The sequence below is a fragment of the Pirellulales bacterium genome (assembly GCA_035939775.1).
Lineage (GTDB): Bacteria > Planctomycetota > Planctomycetia > Pirellulales > DATAWG01 > DASZFO01.
In genome coordinates this window covers 1-15,549 of record DASZFO010000324.1, presented here as the reverse complement: position 1 = coordinate 15,549, position 15,549 = coordinate 1, and the positions used below count along the sequence as shown (strand labels likewise).

18 protein-coding genes and 1 pseudogene are annotated in these 15,549 nt (G+C 60.1%); 10 read left to right on the top strand and 9 right to left on the bottom strand.

What is annotated here, in order from left to right:
• From VGY55_20880 to VGY55_20860, 5 genes and pseudogenes are all read left to right on the top strand, one after another.
• Positions 1-900: IS256 family transposase (locus tag VGY55_20880; protein ID HEV2972439.1), on the top strand; the 900-nt coding region annotated here is incomplete at its 5' end.
• A gap of 223 nt (positions 901-1,123) precedes the next feature.
• Positions 1,124-1,255 (top strand): hypothetical protein, encoded by a 132-nt coding sequence (locus tag VGY55_20875; protein ID HEV2972438.1) that lies wholly within the window; start codon positions 1,124-1,126, stop codon positions 1,253-1,255.
• Between the two features lie 15 nt (positions 1,256-1,270).
• Positions 1,271-1,522, top strand: a pseudogene (locus tag VGY55_20870) (four helix bundle protein).
• A gap of 132 nt (positions 1,523-1,654) precedes the next feature.
• Positions 1,655-1,951, top strand: coding sequence for a MoaD/ThiS family protein (locus tag VGY55_20865; protein ID HEV2972437.1), 297 nt, complete (start codon positions 1,655-1,657; stop codon positions 1,949-1,951).
• 26 nt (positions 1,952-1,977) lie between these two features.
• On the top strand, positions 1,978-2,499 hold the full coding sequence (locus VGY55_20860) for an ankyrin repeat domain-containing protein (protein ID HEV2972436.1): 522 nt from the start codon (positions 1,978-1,980) through the stop codon (positions 2,497-2,499).
• A gap of 308 nt (positions 2,500-2,807) precedes the next feature.
• On the opposite strand, the gene VGY55_20855 is transcribed toward VGY55_20860, so the two are convergent.
• From VGY55_20855 to VGY55_20840, 4 genes are all read right to left on the bottom strand, one after another.
• Entirely contained in the window at positions 2,808-3,212 is a 405-nt protein-coding gene (locus tag VGY55_20855) for a DoxX family protein (GenBank protein HEV2972435.1), read from the bottom strand.
• Between the two features lie 279 nt (positions 3,213-3,491).
• On the bottom strand, positions 3,492-3,869 hold the full coding sequence (locus tag VGY55_20850) for a YciI family protein (GenBank protein ID HEV2972434.1): 378 nt from the start codon (positions 3,867-3,869) through the stop codon (positions 3,492-3,494).
• 141 nt (positions 3,870-4,010) lie between these two features.
• Positions 4,011-4,436, bottom strand: a complete 426-nt coding sequence (locus tag VGY55_20845) for a YciI family protein (GenBank protein HEV2972433.1) — start codon at positions 4,434-4,436, stop codon at positions 4,011-4,013.
• A 79-nt stretch (positions 4,437-4,515) separates the two neighbouring features.
• On the bottom strand, positions 4,516-4,935 hold the full coding sequence (locus tag VGY55_20840; protein ID HEV2972432.1) for a YciI family protein: 420 nt from the start codon (positions 4,933-4,935) through the stop codon (positions 4,516-4,518).
• Positions 4,936-5,197: 262 nt separating this feature from the next.
• Here VGY55_20840 and VGY55_20835 point away from each other — a divergent pair, with 262 nt between their 5' ends.
• Entirely contained in the window at positions 5,198-5,365 is a 168-nt protein-coding gene (locus VGY55_20835; GenBank protein ID HEV2972431.1) for a hypothetical protein, read from the top strand.
• Positions 5,366-5,390: 25 nt separating this feature from the next.
• Positions 5,391-5,930: an SRPBCC family protein gene (locus VGY55_20830; protein ID HEV2972430.1), complete on the top strand. Its 540-nt coding sequence runs from the start codon at positions 5,391-5,393 to the stop codon at positions 5,928-5,930.
• Between the two features lie 149 nt (positions 5,931-6,079).
• Here VGY55_20830 and VGY55_20825 read toward each other — a convergent pair whose 3' ends face one another.
• Together VGY55_20825 and VGY55_20820 are read right to left on the bottom strand one after the other, a co-directional pair.
• On the bottom strand, positions 6,080-7,198 hold the full coding sequence (locus tag VGY55_20825; GenBank protein ID HEV2972429.1) for an EAL domain-containing protein: 1,119 nt from the start codon (positions 7,196-7,198) through the stop codon (positions 6,080-6,082).
• A 630-nt stretch (positions 7,199-7,828) separates the two neighbouring features.
• The gene (locus VGY55_20820; GenBank protein HEV2972428.1) at positions 7,829-8,584 is read right to left on the bottom strand and encodes a glucose 1-dehydrogenase; all 756 of its coding nucleotides are present in this window, start codon (positions 8,582-8,584) and stop codon (positions 7,829-7,831) included.
• Positions 8,585-9,033: 449 nt separating this feature from the next.
• Here VGY55_20820 and VGY55_20815 point away from each other — a divergent pair, with 449 nt between their 5' ends.
• From VGY55_20815 to VGY55_20805, 3 genes are all read left to right on the top strand, one after another.
• Positions 9,034-9,939 carry a hypothetical protein gene (locus VGY55_20815; protein HEV2972427.1) on the top strand — a complete coding sequence of 302 codons (906 nt, stop codon included), beginning with the start codon at positions 9,034-9,036 and terminating at the stop codon, positions 9,937-9,939.
• 159 nt (positions 9,940-10,098) lie between these two features.
• Entirely contained in the window at positions 10,099-10,641 is a 543-nt protein-coding gene (locus VGY55_20810; protein HEV2972426.1) for a GNAT family N-acetyltransferase, read from the top strand.
• 118 nt (positions 10,642-10,759) lie between these two features.
• Positions 10,760-11,284, top strand: coding sequence for a DUF1579 domain-containing protein (locus VGY55_20805; GenBank protein HEV2972425.1), 525 nt, complete (start codon positions 10,760-10,762; stop codon positions 11,282-11,284).
• Positions 11,285-11,389: 105 nt separating this feature from the next.
• Here VGY55_20805 and VGY55_20800 read toward each other — a convergent pair whose 3' ends face one another.
• From VGY55_20800 to VGY55_20790, 3 genes are all read right to left on the bottom strand, one after another.
• Positions 11,390-12,631: a PQQ-dependent sugar dehydrogenase gene (locus VGY55_20800; GenBank protein ID HEV2972424.1), complete on the bottom strand. Its 1,242-nt coding sequence runs from the start codon at positions 12,629-12,631 to the stop codon at positions 11,390-11,392.
• Between the two features lie 206 nt (positions 12,632-12,837).
• Positions 12,838-14,580 carry a hypothetical protein gene (locus tag VGY55_20795; protein HEV2972423.1) on the bottom strand — a complete coding sequence of 581 codons (1,743 nt, stop codon included), beginning with the start codon at positions 14,578-14,580 and terminating at the stop codon, positions 12,838-12,840.
• A 199-nt stretch (positions 14,581-14,779) separates the two neighbouring features.
• Positions 14,780-15,529, bottom strand: a complete 750-nt coding sequence (locus tag VGY55_20790; GenBank protein ID HEV2972422.1) for an SDR family NAD(P)-dependent oxidoreductase — start codon at positions 15,527-15,529, stop codon at positions 14,780-14,782.
• Between the last annotated feature and the right edge of the window lie 20 nt (positions 15,530-15,549).

The following is a 15,549-nucleotide window of genomic DNA, read 5'->3' as shown; positions in this document are numbered from 1 at the left end:
GCCCTCGGCGTTGGGCCGTATGAGCGGAGCGAAGAGCGGCACGGCCAGGCCAACGGCTTCAAGCCCAAGACGGTTAAGACCCGGATTGGAGCTTTGCAGTTGGCTGTGCCGCAAGTCCGCGGCGCCAAGTTCTATCCCCAGGCGCTGGAGCGGGGGACGCGGAGCGAACGGGCCTTGCGGCTCGCCCTGGCCGAGATGTACGTGCAAGGCGTGTCCACCAGCAAAGTGACCAAGATCACCGAAGAACTGTGCGGCTGTGAGATCTCCTCCAGCGACGTCAGCCGGGCCACGGCCCTGCTGGATGAGGAGTTCGAGCAATGGCGGACGAGGTCCTTGGGCGCCGTCAAATATCTAATTCTCGACGCCCGGTACGAGAAGGTTCGGCACGGGGGCCGAGTCGTCGATTGTGCCGTGTTGATCGCGATCGGCGTCGATCCCGAGGGGCGCCGCAGCGTACTGGGGGTGAGCGTCTCGCTCTCCGAGGCCGAAGTGCACTGGCGGGAGTTCTTCAAGTCGCTGTTGGAGCGCGGTCTGCATGGCGTTGAGCTGATCTCGAGCGACGCACACGCGGGCTTGCAGGAAGCGCGGCGGGCGTGCTTCCACGGCGTGGCCTGGCAGCGGTGTCAGTTTCATTTGCTGCACAACGCCTTGGCGCACGTGCCACAACAGGACATGAAACACGCCGTGATGGACGACATTGGCAGCGTGTTCGACGCGCCCGATCAGCGAGCCGCCGAGGAGCAACTGGCGCGCGTGGTTCGCAAATATCAAGCGACGGCGCCGAAGTTGGCCAGTTGGATGGAAGCAAACGTGCCCGAGGGTTTGGCCGTGTTCGCCTTGCCGCCGTCGCATCGTCGCCGCCTGCGAACGACCAATGTGCTGGAGCGATTGAACCGCTGAACTCAAGCGCCGCACCCGCGTTGCCACACTCTTCCCGAACGAAGCGTCGCTGCTACGATTGGTGACCGGCGTGTTGATCGAGATCAGCGAAGAATGGGAGACCACCAAGCGTTATGTAACTTTTTGAAATCAAGCCAACCCGCCACCACGCACATGAACACTTTTACAGAAAACTCGGTGCGGTATCATTAGGAGCAAGGGAAAGAATTAAGAGTAGGATTTTATGGACGCTTCCCAAGACTTCTGGTTCGATCATGAGAAGCTGGAGGTTTATCGAGAGTCGATCGCATTCATTGCTTGGCTCTCGGCGCTCTTGGAAGGAACGGTGCGAATTGGCGAGGTCAAAGATCAATAGGATCGGGCGTCGACTTCGATCTCGCTGAATATCGCCGAGGGAAATGGCAAATACTCGCCGAAGGATCGCTGCCGGTTCTTCGATATCGCCCACGGCTCGGCGCTCGAATGTGCGGCCGGTCTGGACGTTTTGGTGGCCGAAGCAAAGCTGAATTCTGATCAGATTCGCCCCGGAAAGGAAAACCTGCAAAGAATCGTTCGGATGCTCATGGGCTTGATCAAGAGAAACTCCACCCGCGAATACGAAAAACGTGACGCGCCAAGCTGAATCCTACTCTTACTCCTCCTCCTTCTCGTAATCCAATTCCAAATCTTACTCTTCGTCTTTCTCTTACACTTCTTTCCGGCGCTTCCATCGGGAATCGCCGGCTGTAGCGTCTCTCGAAATCAGCGAAATGCCATGATCCGAGTCATAATCCCCGAACATCTGCGGTTGCTGGCGCGCACCAGCGGCGAGGTGAAGCTCGAAGTCGAGGGCGCGGCCACGCAGCGCTCGGTGCTCGACGCGCTCGAGGCCCGCTTCCCGATGCTGCGCGGCACGATCCGCGATCAAGTCACGCAGCAGCGCCGGCCGTTCATTCGGTTCTACGCCTGCGAAGACGATCTTTCCCACGAATCGTCAGACGCTCCCCTGCCCGACGCGATCGCGTCGGGCGCGGAGCCCCTGTGGATCATCGGGGCGATTGCCGGCGGCTAAGATTCCTTATGGACGATTTTCGCAAAATGGCTCGGGACCCCGAACACCGCCGCCGGTTTGAAAAGTTGCTGTACCTCGCCGCCCAGCGCGGCGACGCCGACCTCGTGGCCGAGCGACTCTCCTGGGGAATCGATCCAAACTGCGCCTCGTCTAAGGGCCGCACCCCGCTGATCGCCAACGTTCGCGGCTCGAGCCCCAGCGCGGCGGCAGTCCGGGCCTTGCTCGAGCGCGGCGCGGACTCCAGCCTGACGGACGAAACCGGCCTGACCGCCCTCGACTACGCCCGCCGCAAGCTGGCCCGACTGCAAGCCCGGCCGCCCCGACGCAAGCGCAAATCTCCCTCGCTCGACGAAAACGACCAACTCCAGCTCAGCGCCGACGAACAGGCTGAATTTGACGAGTTGCGCCGCGAACTGGCCGGCGCCGACCGCGATTACCTCCGCATGTGTTGGCAGGAGCGCCTCCGGGCAGCCCGGAGGACGTTCAACGACCCCGATCAGATCGAGCAGGTCGTGGCGATCCTCGAAGCGGCCGGCGGACGGAAATGATTGGGCGCTAGATTTTCCCGCGCGGTGTCAACGCGGTTGCGGTACTGCGGGTCGCCAAAGATTGCGGCAATACGAGGGCCGGTAGGCCCGTCAGGAAATAGCTCCAATCGTGAGATCGGAGTTCGATAGGGCAATATCAAGTTTCCAAGGTCCAGAGGACCGGCACCCCACCGGAAGAGATCGGAATCTATCGCGCTACTTGAGATACGCGGCGTATCCGACGAAGAGCGCTACGTGAGGGTTTGATTCACGGTCTCGGTGCCGGCCCTCCGGGGCTGGGGCAAGCCGTTGCTCAACATGGATCCTAATTACCTTCGCAGCGGAATGAGCGCGCTCAGCCGGGCATCGCGCAGGAAGAGACCTCCCCACAGCAGCATGCCGAAAACGACCGGAAAGAAGACTGCGAACAGCGGGTCGCCGGCGCGCAGATGGCTTGCGACCGCGCCGCCGAGATAGCCCGTCAGCAGGATCGCGCCGAGAATCGAGGTTTGCGGAATCACATAGGCAAGAGTGCAGACGAGCAGCACGATTCCGAGGACGGAAATTAGGTTCTCGGGATATCCCAGTTTGACGGTTGTTTCGACGACGATCGCCGGTTTCACGAATTTCATGGCGCTGTCGAAGAGCAAGAACAGGGCCAAAATCGCGCTAATAATTCGCCCAATCCAGAGCATCTTGTTCGAGGTCGCAGCCGTTTCGGCAGTCGATTGCATAAGTGCTTCCTCCATAGGTTTCTTGCGCCAAATATGGGCGGACGCCACTAGTGCTTTGTCACGCCAAGGAATTGGGGTTGGCTCCAATCGTAGCGGGAGCATCCTGCTCCCGTGAACGGCGGCTGGAAACCGCCGCTACGAAAAACGCCCAACCCTAAAATCAAGCTGTGACAAAGCACTAGGGCGACCAATGAGATCATCTTCAATACGGCCCGGTGGCCCGATTCCGGCACGGTCGGGAGACCGTGCCGGAACTTTGACAATTCGTTGCGGCCATCATCACGCGGAATCGCCTTTACAACCCAGCGGGAAATCTTCCGGCCCAAAGATCTGGCGAACCTCGGTCTCGCCCTCCCAGCCCGGCCAGTGTTGCTTGTGAAGCTCCATGAAGCGCAACGCCGATTCGATCGCCTCTTTCTTCGACTTCAACTCAAACATCGCAAATCCGCCGACGACTTCCTTGGACTCGGTGAAAGGTCCATCGATCGCGCCAACCTGGCCACGAGAAAGCCGCACGCGCGTGCTCATCGCGGTTGGGGCGAGCCCGCCGCTTCCGAGCATTGTGCCGGCTTTGATCGCCTCTTCAGCGAGCTTGCCTATGGCGTCCATAAGTTCCTTAGGCGGAGGACCAGAATTCTCAGTGGACTTGACCAGCATCATGAATCGCATTGTCGTAACTCCTTGTGGGTTTGGATTGAGAACCAGCTCCCGGATCGTTTCGACCGGCCGAACTCAGGTTCTACTTACTCGTCGAATGAAGAGCGGCAAAATCGACAACGGGTAGAGTTTTCGGCGCCACTATTTCTTCACGGCTGGCCGCATCCGGAGGCGTTCCTCCTGCTCCCTAAGTTCGGGAGTGAGCGCGGCGCCGAAGTCCTCCGCCTCGAACACCTGGCGAATCTCGACCTCGGCCTCGGCGCCCGTGGGGTTGGGGCATCGCTTGACCCATTCAATCGCCTCTTCCTTCGACTTCACTTGCCACAACCAGAAGCCGGCGATCAGCTCCTTCGTCTCGGCGAAGGGCCCGTCGATCACGGTCCGCTTCGCGCCGGAGAATCTGACTCGCGCGCCCTTCGAACTCGAATGGAGCCCCTCGCCCGCGAGCAGCACGCCGGCCTTCGCCAGCTCTTCGTTGAACTTTCCCATCTCGGTAAGGAGCTTCTCGTCCGGGAGAACGCCGGCCTCCGAGTCCTTGTTGGCTTTGATAATCACCATGAATCGCATCGAAATGTCTCCTTCTTGTTTCTTGCTTCCGTGTTGTGACACGGACGAGAGACCATTGTGCAAGCGTGGCAGTGCGGCGTCACGACCCCTTGCGCTGCGCCGACTGCGCCTGCATCTCGGGGAACCCCGCCGCGGCCTTCTGCACGTCGGGCGGGAAATCCGCCATCTCATGCACCCGTCGAATCTCGATTACTTCGTTTTCCGAGCCGGGGCAGCGGCAAGCCCATTCGATCGCCTCTTCCTTCGACTTCGCCTGAATCATCCAGTAGCCACCGAGCACCTCCTTGGCCTCGATGAAGGGCCCGTCGGTCACCTTGGGCTTGCCGCCGGCGAATGATACTCGCGCACCCATCGATGGCGGTTGCAGGCCATCAAGCGCCAGCAGGACCCCGGCTTTCTGCAGGGATTCGTTGTATTTCATCATCGCGGCCACGGCCTTGGCATCCGGCATGGTGCCCGGCGCCGCCTTCTCGTAACCCTTGGGGATCATCAGCATCATGAATCGCATCGTCGTGTCTCCTTATGATGGGGTGGCACGGTCGGGAGACCGTGCCAAAACAAGGTGATTGGGCTTGGAGCCGAGTTCCCGGATCGTCTCAACAGGCCAATTCCAGCCTCTACTTACTGGTCGAACGACAAACAGCGAAATCGACACTCGCATTATCTTTTTTGCAATTCGTCTGACAATCCTTGACTCGTGCCGGCCGGGACGCTATTTGGAGGATTCTATCTTCAGTAACCACAATCGCGGGAGAGGACGCATGGCTGCCGAAAGCAATAAGCCGGGATCGACCGGGAGGCAATCGTCCACCTCGACAGCGTCGCTTCAACCGGCGGCGTACGAACGCGAGTTCGTCATCACGCGCATCATCGACGCGCCGCGAACTCTGGTATTCAAGGCGTGGACCGATCCAAACCACATGAGGTGACCAAGATTTCAAAAGGAGAAGAACTTTGATTACACCGATCCTCTTCGCCGTCGGAGCTATCGTTGTCGTGTTGGTCATCATCGTGGCACTCCAATCCGCGGACTTTCGCATCGCGCGGTCGGCCACGGTCACCGCTCCCGCAGCAGAGGTTTTTGCGCAGGTGAACGATTTTCACAATTGGCAGGCCTGGTCTCCATGGGCGAATATCGATCCCGCTATGAAGCAGATCTATGAAGGCTCGCCGGCTGGCGCCGGCGCCATTTATATGTGGTCCGGCAACAAAAAGGCAGGTGAGGGACGCATGACGCTGACCGAGAGCCGGCCGAGCGATCTGATCAGGATCAAACTTGAATTCCTGAAGCCATTCAAAGCCACCAACACCGCGGAGTTCACGTTCAAGCCCCAGGGCAATCAAACGGTCGTCACCTGGAGCATGTTCGGCCAAAAGAATTTCATGTTCAAGGCGGTCCATCTGCTCATGAACATGGACAAAATGCTCGGCGGCGAGTTCGACAAAGGCTTGGCGCAAATGAAAGCCGTGGCGGAAGCGACGACAAAAACGTGAATGCCCGACCAATGGAGCCCTGACAGCCGGCCAGATCCGGGATTACACAAGATCGCCACCGCGTCGTTAATCTGCTGCGAAAGGTGCGGCATCCGGCGGTGCCGATCGGCCAGCGTTAATTGGTGCGTCCGCATCGCGCCGTCGAAACGCTATGCGACTGGTTGCACCAGTGGCTCAGGGCGGCCTAGATAGAAGCCTTGCGCCAAGTCAAACCCCAGTTGGTGGCAGGCGGCCCTTTCCTCGGCCAGCTCAACTCCTTCGGCCAAGGTGGCAATCCCCAGATCGTGGACGAGGCGCACCAACGTCGCCAATGCCTTTTGGCGACCGGCTGACGCCGCATGAATCCCGCGAATCAATTGGACGTCGAATTTCACGTAATCGGGCAACGTTTCCGTCAACTCGATGAGCCGCGCTTGCCCTGCTCCAAAATCGTCGAACGCCAACTCCATTTGCAAGTCGCGCAAGAGGGACCGAAACTCGATCAATAAACCGGTGTCGGTCACGGCGGCTTCATGGATTTCCACGGTGAGCCGTCGCGCGGGAAACTCGTTGCGCAAATCTCGCAGCGATGTGATCAGTTCATCGGTAACGATCTCCGCCGGATGAGTGTTCACGAAGAGATTCGTCCCGGCCGGCAATCCGCTGCCGACTCGGACTGCTTCCCGGCGGAGCATGCGGCTCAGATCGCACTGCTGATCCAGCTTCTCCGCCGCGGCGAACATCGATCGCGGCTGCTCCAAGCCCTCGACATTGCTGCGGGCCAGCGCCTCGAAGCCGACCGTGGTCGAGTCGCGCAAGTTGATGACGGGTTGGAAATGCGGCACGACCGCTTTCTCGCTCATCAAGCGATCCAACTGGCAGAGCGCCAGCGCCCAATCCGCGGCGCTTTCCTGAATCGTTCGCAAGCAAGGATCGGTGTTGCGACGGTCGAGCCGAAACACCACGTTGGCCAGTTGCAAGAGGTTGGCATGGTGCAAAGCCGTCGGCTCCTTAATGCGCCGACCGTTCACGAAGGTTCCATTGGTGCTTCCCAAATCGCGCACCCAAAGGCCACGGCCCTGAAACAGAATCTCGGCGTGAAGCTTCGAGACTGAGGAGTCTGGCAGGCACAAAGCCAAACCGGGCAGCCGCCCGATGCGAAATGGGCTGACATTGACATTCACGGCGCGCGCGGACGGGCCGGCGTCCGTCTGTTCGCACAGGAACCAGTTGGACGATCCGAGAACCGAGGCCGGTTTCGTCGGAAGAACCGGTAGAGCATGGGACATAGTCGGCCCTCTGAATCAAGAGTCAACTGAAGCGTAGGTTTTTTCGCGCACATTCGTCGTCCGGATATCGGGAGAACTTCGATTGGTTCCATCCGGATTGCATGCCTCGTTCCGATTGAATTGAGAATGCCTCTTAGAGCATGGCGCGCTCCGACCTTCGGGTGCCGAATGCATGCCGGCATCCCGACCGCGCACCCTACCGATGGCTGGTGAATCTAATAGGGACGGGTCGGCCGTCGCTGCGCAAAGGCGGCGGCGTCTGGGTTTCGCAGGCGAATTGCGACCGCTCACGCCGCACGGACGGGTTCGTTACGGAACTTTATCGTCGCGAGGATCTTCAGCGCCACGATCGTCGTTGTGAGAAGGCGTCCTAACCGTCTCGCGGAGGTCGACCGAATGTCTCGTTGCCAGTCGGGCAACACTCAGTGGGTTAGAGCCTCTCCGAGAACCGCCTGGGCAAAGGGCCTGGGCAAAGGGGACAGTCCCCGTTTCGCTCCGCGGGCTGCGCAAAAGGGGCACAGTCCCCGGCGGTTCTCGGGTAAGCTCTTATTCGGTCACAAAACGTGCTGGGGTCGGGAGACCGCGCCACAACAAGCCGCAGGGGCTCGTGCTGCCAATGAACGATTCGGGTTACTGTCGCGCGCCGCCGGCGAGGATCAGCGTTTGGCCGGTTACCCAACCGGCGTCGTCCGAGGCGAAGAACACGGCGGCTCGCGCAATGTCTTCCGGTTGAGCGATGCGGCCCAGCGGCGTTTGGGATTCGACCATCTTGCGAAAGTCGCTTTCGGCCATGCCCGCGGCATGGAGACCATCGGTTTCCACCATCCCCGGATTGAGCGAATTGACCCGGATTTTTTTTGGGCCGAGTTCCTGCGAGAGCGCGACGGAAATTGCGTCCACCGCCGCTTTGGTCGCAGAGTAGACGGAGGCGGTGCGAATCGGCATCGGACCGGCGATCGAGCTGATGTTGATAATCGAGCCGCCCGCGGGGCCCATGAGCTTCACCGCCGCCTGCGTCGTCAGCAGCAAGCCCAGCACATTGAGGTTGAATTGCTTGTGAAAATGCTCGGGCGTCACATTCTCCAGCGGAACGAACTCGTAGACGCCGGCGTTGTTAACCAGGATGTCGATTTTCCCGAACCCCTTTTTCGTTTCCGCAAAGAGCCGCTCAATTTCGGTTGGCTTGGAGACGTCGGCCTGGATGGCCACTGCTTTGCCTTCCTTCTGGCTGATGCGCTTCACGACCGCGTCGGCCGCGGCCTTGCTGCTGGCATAGTTGACGACGACGGATGCTCCTTCTGCCGCGAGGTGCTCGGCGATCGATGCCCCGATCCCCTTCGACGCTCCGGTGACGACGGCCACTTTGCCTGAAAGCTTTTTTGCCATGACGGTTCTCCTTGTTTGAGGGCTGGTCCAATCCAATTCGCGCCGCTTGGTAAATAATAGGCGCGAGCATCGACTTGGCCACCGATGGTCGAAGCAACCCAGGTCGCGGTCGAAAATCGTCCGACTCGTTCGGGAATTGACCAAAAACGGCCCGACCAGATCGCGATTCGCCCTGCTGGCGACGGAGTCGAATTCCGGCATGGAGAATGCAGAAAAGTCGGCAATTCGCCGCTGGCGTCCTGCCTGGACGCGACGTAAACGTCCGGGCGTTGCTCCGGCGAGCAGCGACGTGGTCAGTTAAGAGCGCCTAACAAATCCGGCGGGGACTGTCCCCTTTTTGCGGAGTCTGCGCAGCAAAACGGGGACTGTCCCCTTCGCCCAGCCGGATTTGTTAGGCGCTCTACAGGAGCAATGAACGAGAAGGCTTGGGTTTAAGAGGAGGTGTGTCCATGCGTTCCATAGTTTTGAGAACGAGCGTTGCTTCGATCGTGGCGCTCGGGTGTTCGGTCTTGCTGGCTCAGCGGGTCGGAGCCGGCGGCGCGGGCAATGCCGGCGCCGGAGCCAATGTTGGTGGCGGAGCCAATGTCAGTGGGGCGGGAGTCGCAGCAGGAGGAAATGCAGGCGCCGGAGCTGGAGCCAATATCCAAGCGCCCGCGCGAGGCGAAGCTGGCGTTGGCGAACGCGCCAATGTCGCCGCACCACGAACCGAAGCCGGCGCAAATGCAGACGCTAACGTCGGCGCACCACGAACCGAAGCCGGCGCCAATATCGGCGCCAATGCGGGCCGCGACCGCGGCGATCGTGGTGAGCGCTGGCGGATGCGTTTCGACAACGGTCGCTGGTGGTATTGGTCGCCGGAAAACCGTTGGTCGTATTACGGCAACGACAATAATTGGGTCGATTACACGGGGGATAATTACCCGACCGGCCCTGCCCGGTACACGGCCGGTTATGCCCCCGATAACACCGCTCCGAGTGGTTGCAATACCGCTTCCTCGTCGGCAGCTGACTATGGCGCAGCCCCGACCTACGCGAACGACTCGCGTTATCGTCTCTACAACGGACAATGGTGGTATCGGACCGACAACGGCTGGTTGACCTATTCCGATGGTCGATGGATTACCCCGCGATTTGAACGCCGCAACGAAATGGCTCGCGAGCGCGGCGCGGAAGGGCGCGCGAATGCGAATCTTGAAGCCGGCGCTCAAGGCCGTGGAGAGACGGGATCTCGAGTAGAGACGGGCACCGGCCAAACGGGTGCGAACGCTGGCCAATCGGAAACAGCAGCCGGGCGCGCGGGAGCAGGAACGGGCGCCTCACTCGGCGAACGACCTGATCCGGGCGCTCGCCGCTAATCCGAATCGGCTCGCGCTTTTCGGTGTTGTCAGGAAAACCGGGTCGTCAGGAAAACCGGGTCAGAACGATTTGCTCAGTCGTTCTGACCCATTTTCGTTTCCCGGAGTCGATGTCGTCCGACCGTTACTTGCGATACACTCGATGAGCACGCTGACGCGATGGAGATCCCCCAATTGGCAATCGAGACGGTTCATCTCAGCTTGATGCCGTATTCACCCGATCAACTTCTCGCGTTGATCGAGGGGGATGAGCTTTTCGAGGTTCGCTTCGGTCTGCCGGCCGCGGATGGCCTCCGAGCCCTCCACCTATCAGGTGGGGTCTCACCCGCTTGGCTGGCGCAGCTCCGTGCGTCGTCGGCCGATCTCTGGGTTCATGGCTTCGCCGTCGTCCATCGGCAGAGTCGTTCGGTCATCGGGAGCGTCGGCTTCAAGGGGCCGCCCGACAATGATGCGGTCGCCGAAATCGGTTATGGCATCGTGCCTGCTTTCCAGGGTCAAGGATATGCCACAGAGGCGGCCGAAGCAGTCGTCGCATTCGCCTTCGGCAGCGGTCGGGTGCGCCTCGTTCGGGCGCACACGCTTCCGACACCTAACGCCTCGACACGGGTGCTGGCGAAGTGCGGGTTCGAACGGACCGGCGAGGTCGAGGATCCCGAGGATGGTCTCGTGTGGCGGTGGGAGCGAAGCAAGGAATTGGTCTGACGGTCCCCCTCAACAAGCCGGATTTGTTAGGCGTTCTGATGGTCTCTTGACCTGCGGCTCGAAGACCGTTCTGATTTGTCGGAGCCAATCCATCCGTTCACCTCTGGGGAGACACGTCATGTTGCGCAAAACGATACTGGGAGTTATCCTCTGTTTGGCCGGCGCCGGCCTGTCGTTTGGGCAGGATTTTCCCAAGCCCGGACCCGAGCACGAGAAGTTGAAAGAGCTGGAGGGAAACTGGGACGCAGTCATGGAGATGGCAGGCCAGAAATCGAAGGCCACGGCCACGTACAAATCCATCTGCGGCGGAATGTGGTTGGCAAGCGACTTCCAAGGAGATTTTGGCGGGATCAAATTCGACGGGCACGGACTCGACGGATACGACCAACACAAGAAGAAGTTCGTGAGCGTGTGGGTCGACGTATTCGAGACCGCGCCGATGCTTTCCGAAGGGGACTACGACCCGAACACCAAACTGCTGGTGATGACCGGCGAATCGCTCGGCCCGGACGGCAAGCCGCAGAAGTTCAAGAACACGATCGAGACGAAGGACAAGGACCACTTCACGTTCAGGATGTACATGATCCAGCCCGATGGCACTGACCAATTGGCGTTCACGATTGAGTACACGCGGCGCAAATGAAGCCGCCGAGTGAACAAATCGCGGGAGAAAACCGCGGCAGAGCCGTTTGATTTTGTTCGTTCTGACCCGGTTTTCATTCCCACACCGATGTTGGCGACAGCATCGCTATTTTCGGGCCGGAAGAAAACGGTTGATGATTCCCTGAGACGTCGTGAAATAGGCTTCGCCTGATTCGTCTTCGCCGAAGGAAAACACGGGCATGGCCTTGGGTTGGATCCGCTGAACGGAAACGGCCTGGCCCGAGTTCTCGTGGTACCGAAGAGCATACACCTGGCCAGTGACGTAGTCGGCAAACAGATATGCTCCGACGAGGTCGGGAACCCTTGTTCCGCGATAAACGCAACCGCCAATGATGCAATTGCCAACCGTATGGTTGTATGCAAAGATCGGATCGGTCAGTTTTCCTACGATGCGGGCCGGTGGCGGCGAAATCTGCGGCTGGGTCTTGACGAACTCATGGAACCCTTCGTTGATATTCCAGCCGTAATTGCCGCCCCGTTCAATGATGTCAATTTCCTCCCAGGTGTCTTCGCCAACATCGGCGGCCCAGAGGCGATTCGTCTGGCGATCGAATGCCATGCGCCAAACATTGCGCAGCCCGAGGGCCCAAATTTCGCCGCGTGCGCCCGCCCGATCGACAAACGGATTGTCTTTGGGAATGGCATATTCGAGGCCGGGGTCTTTGTTATCAACATCGATCCGCAAGACCTTTCCCAGCACGGTTTCCACGCTTTGTGCGTTGCCGTGAGGATCGCCGACCGGGCCGCCATCGCCGATCGCCAAGTACAAATAGCCGTCACGCCCGAAGATTATGGCGCCGCCATTGTGGTTTCCAGTTCCCTTCGGCGCGCGAAATACCTCTTGCTCCGAACCGGGCTCGGCGCGATTCGGATCGTCGGACGACATCTTGAAACAAGTCAGCACGTTGACGTGGTCGGAGTTGGTGTAGTAGAGGAAGAATTGTCGGTTTTCGCGAAACCTCGGATGAAACACCAGGCCCAGCAACCCTTCTTCGATCGAACCGTCTTGGCTCACCTTTTTGTGAATGTTCAGCATTTCGCTGGCCACTTCAACGCTCGAATCGTTGGGAAAAATGAACACGCTGCCGTACTGCGTGATAACGGCGATCCGATTCGTGCCGTCCGGCGGAAATGTCACGTAGAGCGGGCGTTCGAATTCGAGGTTCGGAAATGCGCGCTCGAACGTTGCCGGCGCAGTCTGGGCGCCGATCGGAATAGGCTCGCTTCCCACATAGGCGTTCAAGAGCGCATGCTTGGCGATCAAGAAGATTACGCCGATCAGACCGAGGAGCAGAACCAACCGCACTAAAACTCGAACGCGATTCATGGACGTGCGGAATGCAATTCAGATGGGAAGCTGACGGCGGTCGGAGCAGTGCATTGCAGATAGCCTAGCAGCAAGATACGGATTGCGAAACGAAACTGCTTCTTGACATGCAACCTACAAACTCGATTGTGCCGCATTTACCGGAGCTTCCTCGGCCGCACGCCAAATGTTTCCATTGGGATCACCAGAATCCATTCTGGGGCCAATCAAAACGGCAAACCTGACGCCGGTAGCCGAACGGCGCCGCCGACGCGAGGGGGTCGGAATTCGCGGAAACTGCCGGATTCCCAATAAACCCATTGCAACGATGCGTCTTCCAAGGGGACGTTGAATTGAAACAGCACGGCAGCGGGGCGAGCGTCAGGGGTCATCTCCACAATCGTGATCCGCATCGACGGCAGCGAGAAAGTCTGGCCTGGCACTGGCGGATGCTCGCGACTGTAACCCAGGCGGGACGCGGGCATGGAAAAGAACCCGGAATCGGGCCGCACCAGCAGCGAACTCTCATCCTTTCGCTCGATGAGCACGGCCGTCGAAGCCGGAGCGAGAATTTGCGCGCTCCGCGGCAGCGGCTCATGATCGACGGCGCGAGCAGTGAGCAGATGAAGGACGTCCATCGGCAAGGGGTGATTGACGAAGATCAGGTCGCGCCCGCCGTCTGGAACGGACAGAAGCGCGTGGAAGCTGGTAAATAATTCGTCGGGGCCGAACGGATAGCGCGCCATGATTGCCAAGCCGATCGGCGCGAGAACCAGATGAACGCAGACCAGGAGACCGATCAACACTCTCCGGCCGGCCCGCCACACCAGCGGCAGTCGCCAAAATCGCGGATGGAGCGATGAGGCGAAGAATTGCCCGAGAAGGCCCATTCCGCCCAGCCCGATGAAGATCAAGTGCCGGTTCATCGGGGCCGCTGAGCACATGGGAATTGTGGCCAGCAGCATTCCAAGTCCCCAAAATCTGGCAACGCGGCTGCGGCGAAGCAGAGGGGCGAGAACGAGAAGAACGATCGCCGACGCCCCGACTCCGGCCCACCACATCGCGGCGACGGAGCGCGGAGATACGGCCAGATGGATTTCGGCGGGGATCCCGGTCCATTGGCCGAGCATGTACAGCGGGGCTCTTTCCAGAACATCTTGAGCGAAGCGAAGGGGATGGGCGCCAGGGTCGGTGTACAAATCCTCGATTCCATGAACACCGTACCCCTGCGCGCTCCACGCCACGCGCCAGGCGACGACGACGAGCAGATGGGGCCACAGTCGCAAGAGGCCTCGCCGCCAGCCGCCGGGGTCGAGCGTCAAGGCAAAGGCGACGAGATAGCCGGTCGCGCCGATGCCGGCTTCGGCCGACAGAAGGCTTATCGCCAACAGGATCGGCGATAAAATGTCCCAGACGCGCCCTTGTTTGCGGCGTGACTGAAAGTGCGCATGGATTGCCAGAATTCCAAACAGCCCGGCAAGGACCGCGTTGCGATTGGCCAGCCAGGCAACAGGGATAGCGCGGGAACAGTCGATCGCGTAAAGCAAGCCGGCAAATTCCGCGGCCAGCGTCGGGCGCATGATCCGCCGATACAGAAGGCAGGCACTCAAGACCAACAGGGCAAACCAGAAGATGCTCTGCGCGTGCATGAGACTCGGCGTGTCGGGCCACAGACGGTAGTCGAGCATGTGCGTCAGGACCGTGATCGGCTTCCAGAACGCGGCTTTGAAATGCGGATCGATCCACCAGGGGAGCAGGCCGACGTCGATCATGCGCTCTGTTCGCTGCGGATCGCCGTCGGCAAAACAAAAGGCGTCGATCGGTTTGCGGCCCACCTCGGAAAAGATCGGCGAGCCGGAAATGATCCATCGCTCGTAGTAATCATCCAAACGCCAGCCGACGCGGAGCGAGCCGAGCGTCAAGAGGATTCCGATGGCCACGACGATGAGCGAAAAATAGCGATGCCGCATGGTTGATGAGGGTTGTTGCGCCTGATGGCCCATCACGTCTCGCCATCGATAATCTCTGACCCTCTCGATTCCTTGGCAGAGCGACCATCGCGGGAATCATCACGCAAAACACGCGGATTGTCCAAATCCCGTCACACGTCCAACAAAACACGCCTTGCACCGTATGGCCAGGGTCGCGCACACGCCGCGCCCCGACCAGTCACTTCGGGCCAGCCATCATATCATTGAACTGGATCACGAACGCGGCCTCATTGGGGCCGACGTTGTTTCGGAGCGGCTTTGCCCGCTCGACCAGCACTTCCTCCGCGTCTGTCCCGAGGATCCGCATCGTCTCTTCGATGAACTCGGCGAGCGGCATGGCCCGCGGTTCGTTATTGCTGCCGAGCAGGTCCGTCTGCACCCATGGCGGCGCGATCTCAAGCGCTTTCACCTGGGTGCCCTTGAGCTTGTAGCGGAGCGACAACGTATACGAGTGCAGCGCGGCCTTCGTCGCCGAATAGACCGCCGTCATTGCGAGCGGAACGAACCCCAGGCCCGACGAGGTGTTGATCACGGCCGCGTCGTCCTGACGCTTCAGGTGCTCGATCAGCGCACCGGTCATCCGGATCGGCCCCATGACGTTCGTCGTGAGCGTGGTGACCAGCATCTTCTCGTCGATCGGGGCGGAGACGTCGTCGACTTGCATGACGCCGGCGTTGTTAATCAGCACGTTGAGCTTCGGGTACTCCGCGATGAGCCTGCCGGCGACGGCGGAGATGCTGGCGGGGTCCTCCATGTCAAGCTCGACCCACCGTACGCCGGGGTTGGCGCGGGCGACCTCGGTGAGGCGCCCCTTGCGTCGGCCGGCGATGATCACCTGATTGCCGCGTTTGTGGAGCGCCTCTGCCAGGCCGCGCCCGATGCCCGATCCGCAGCCGGTGATGAAGATCGTGTTGCCCGTAAGTTTCATGTGTGTACTCCTCTCTTGTT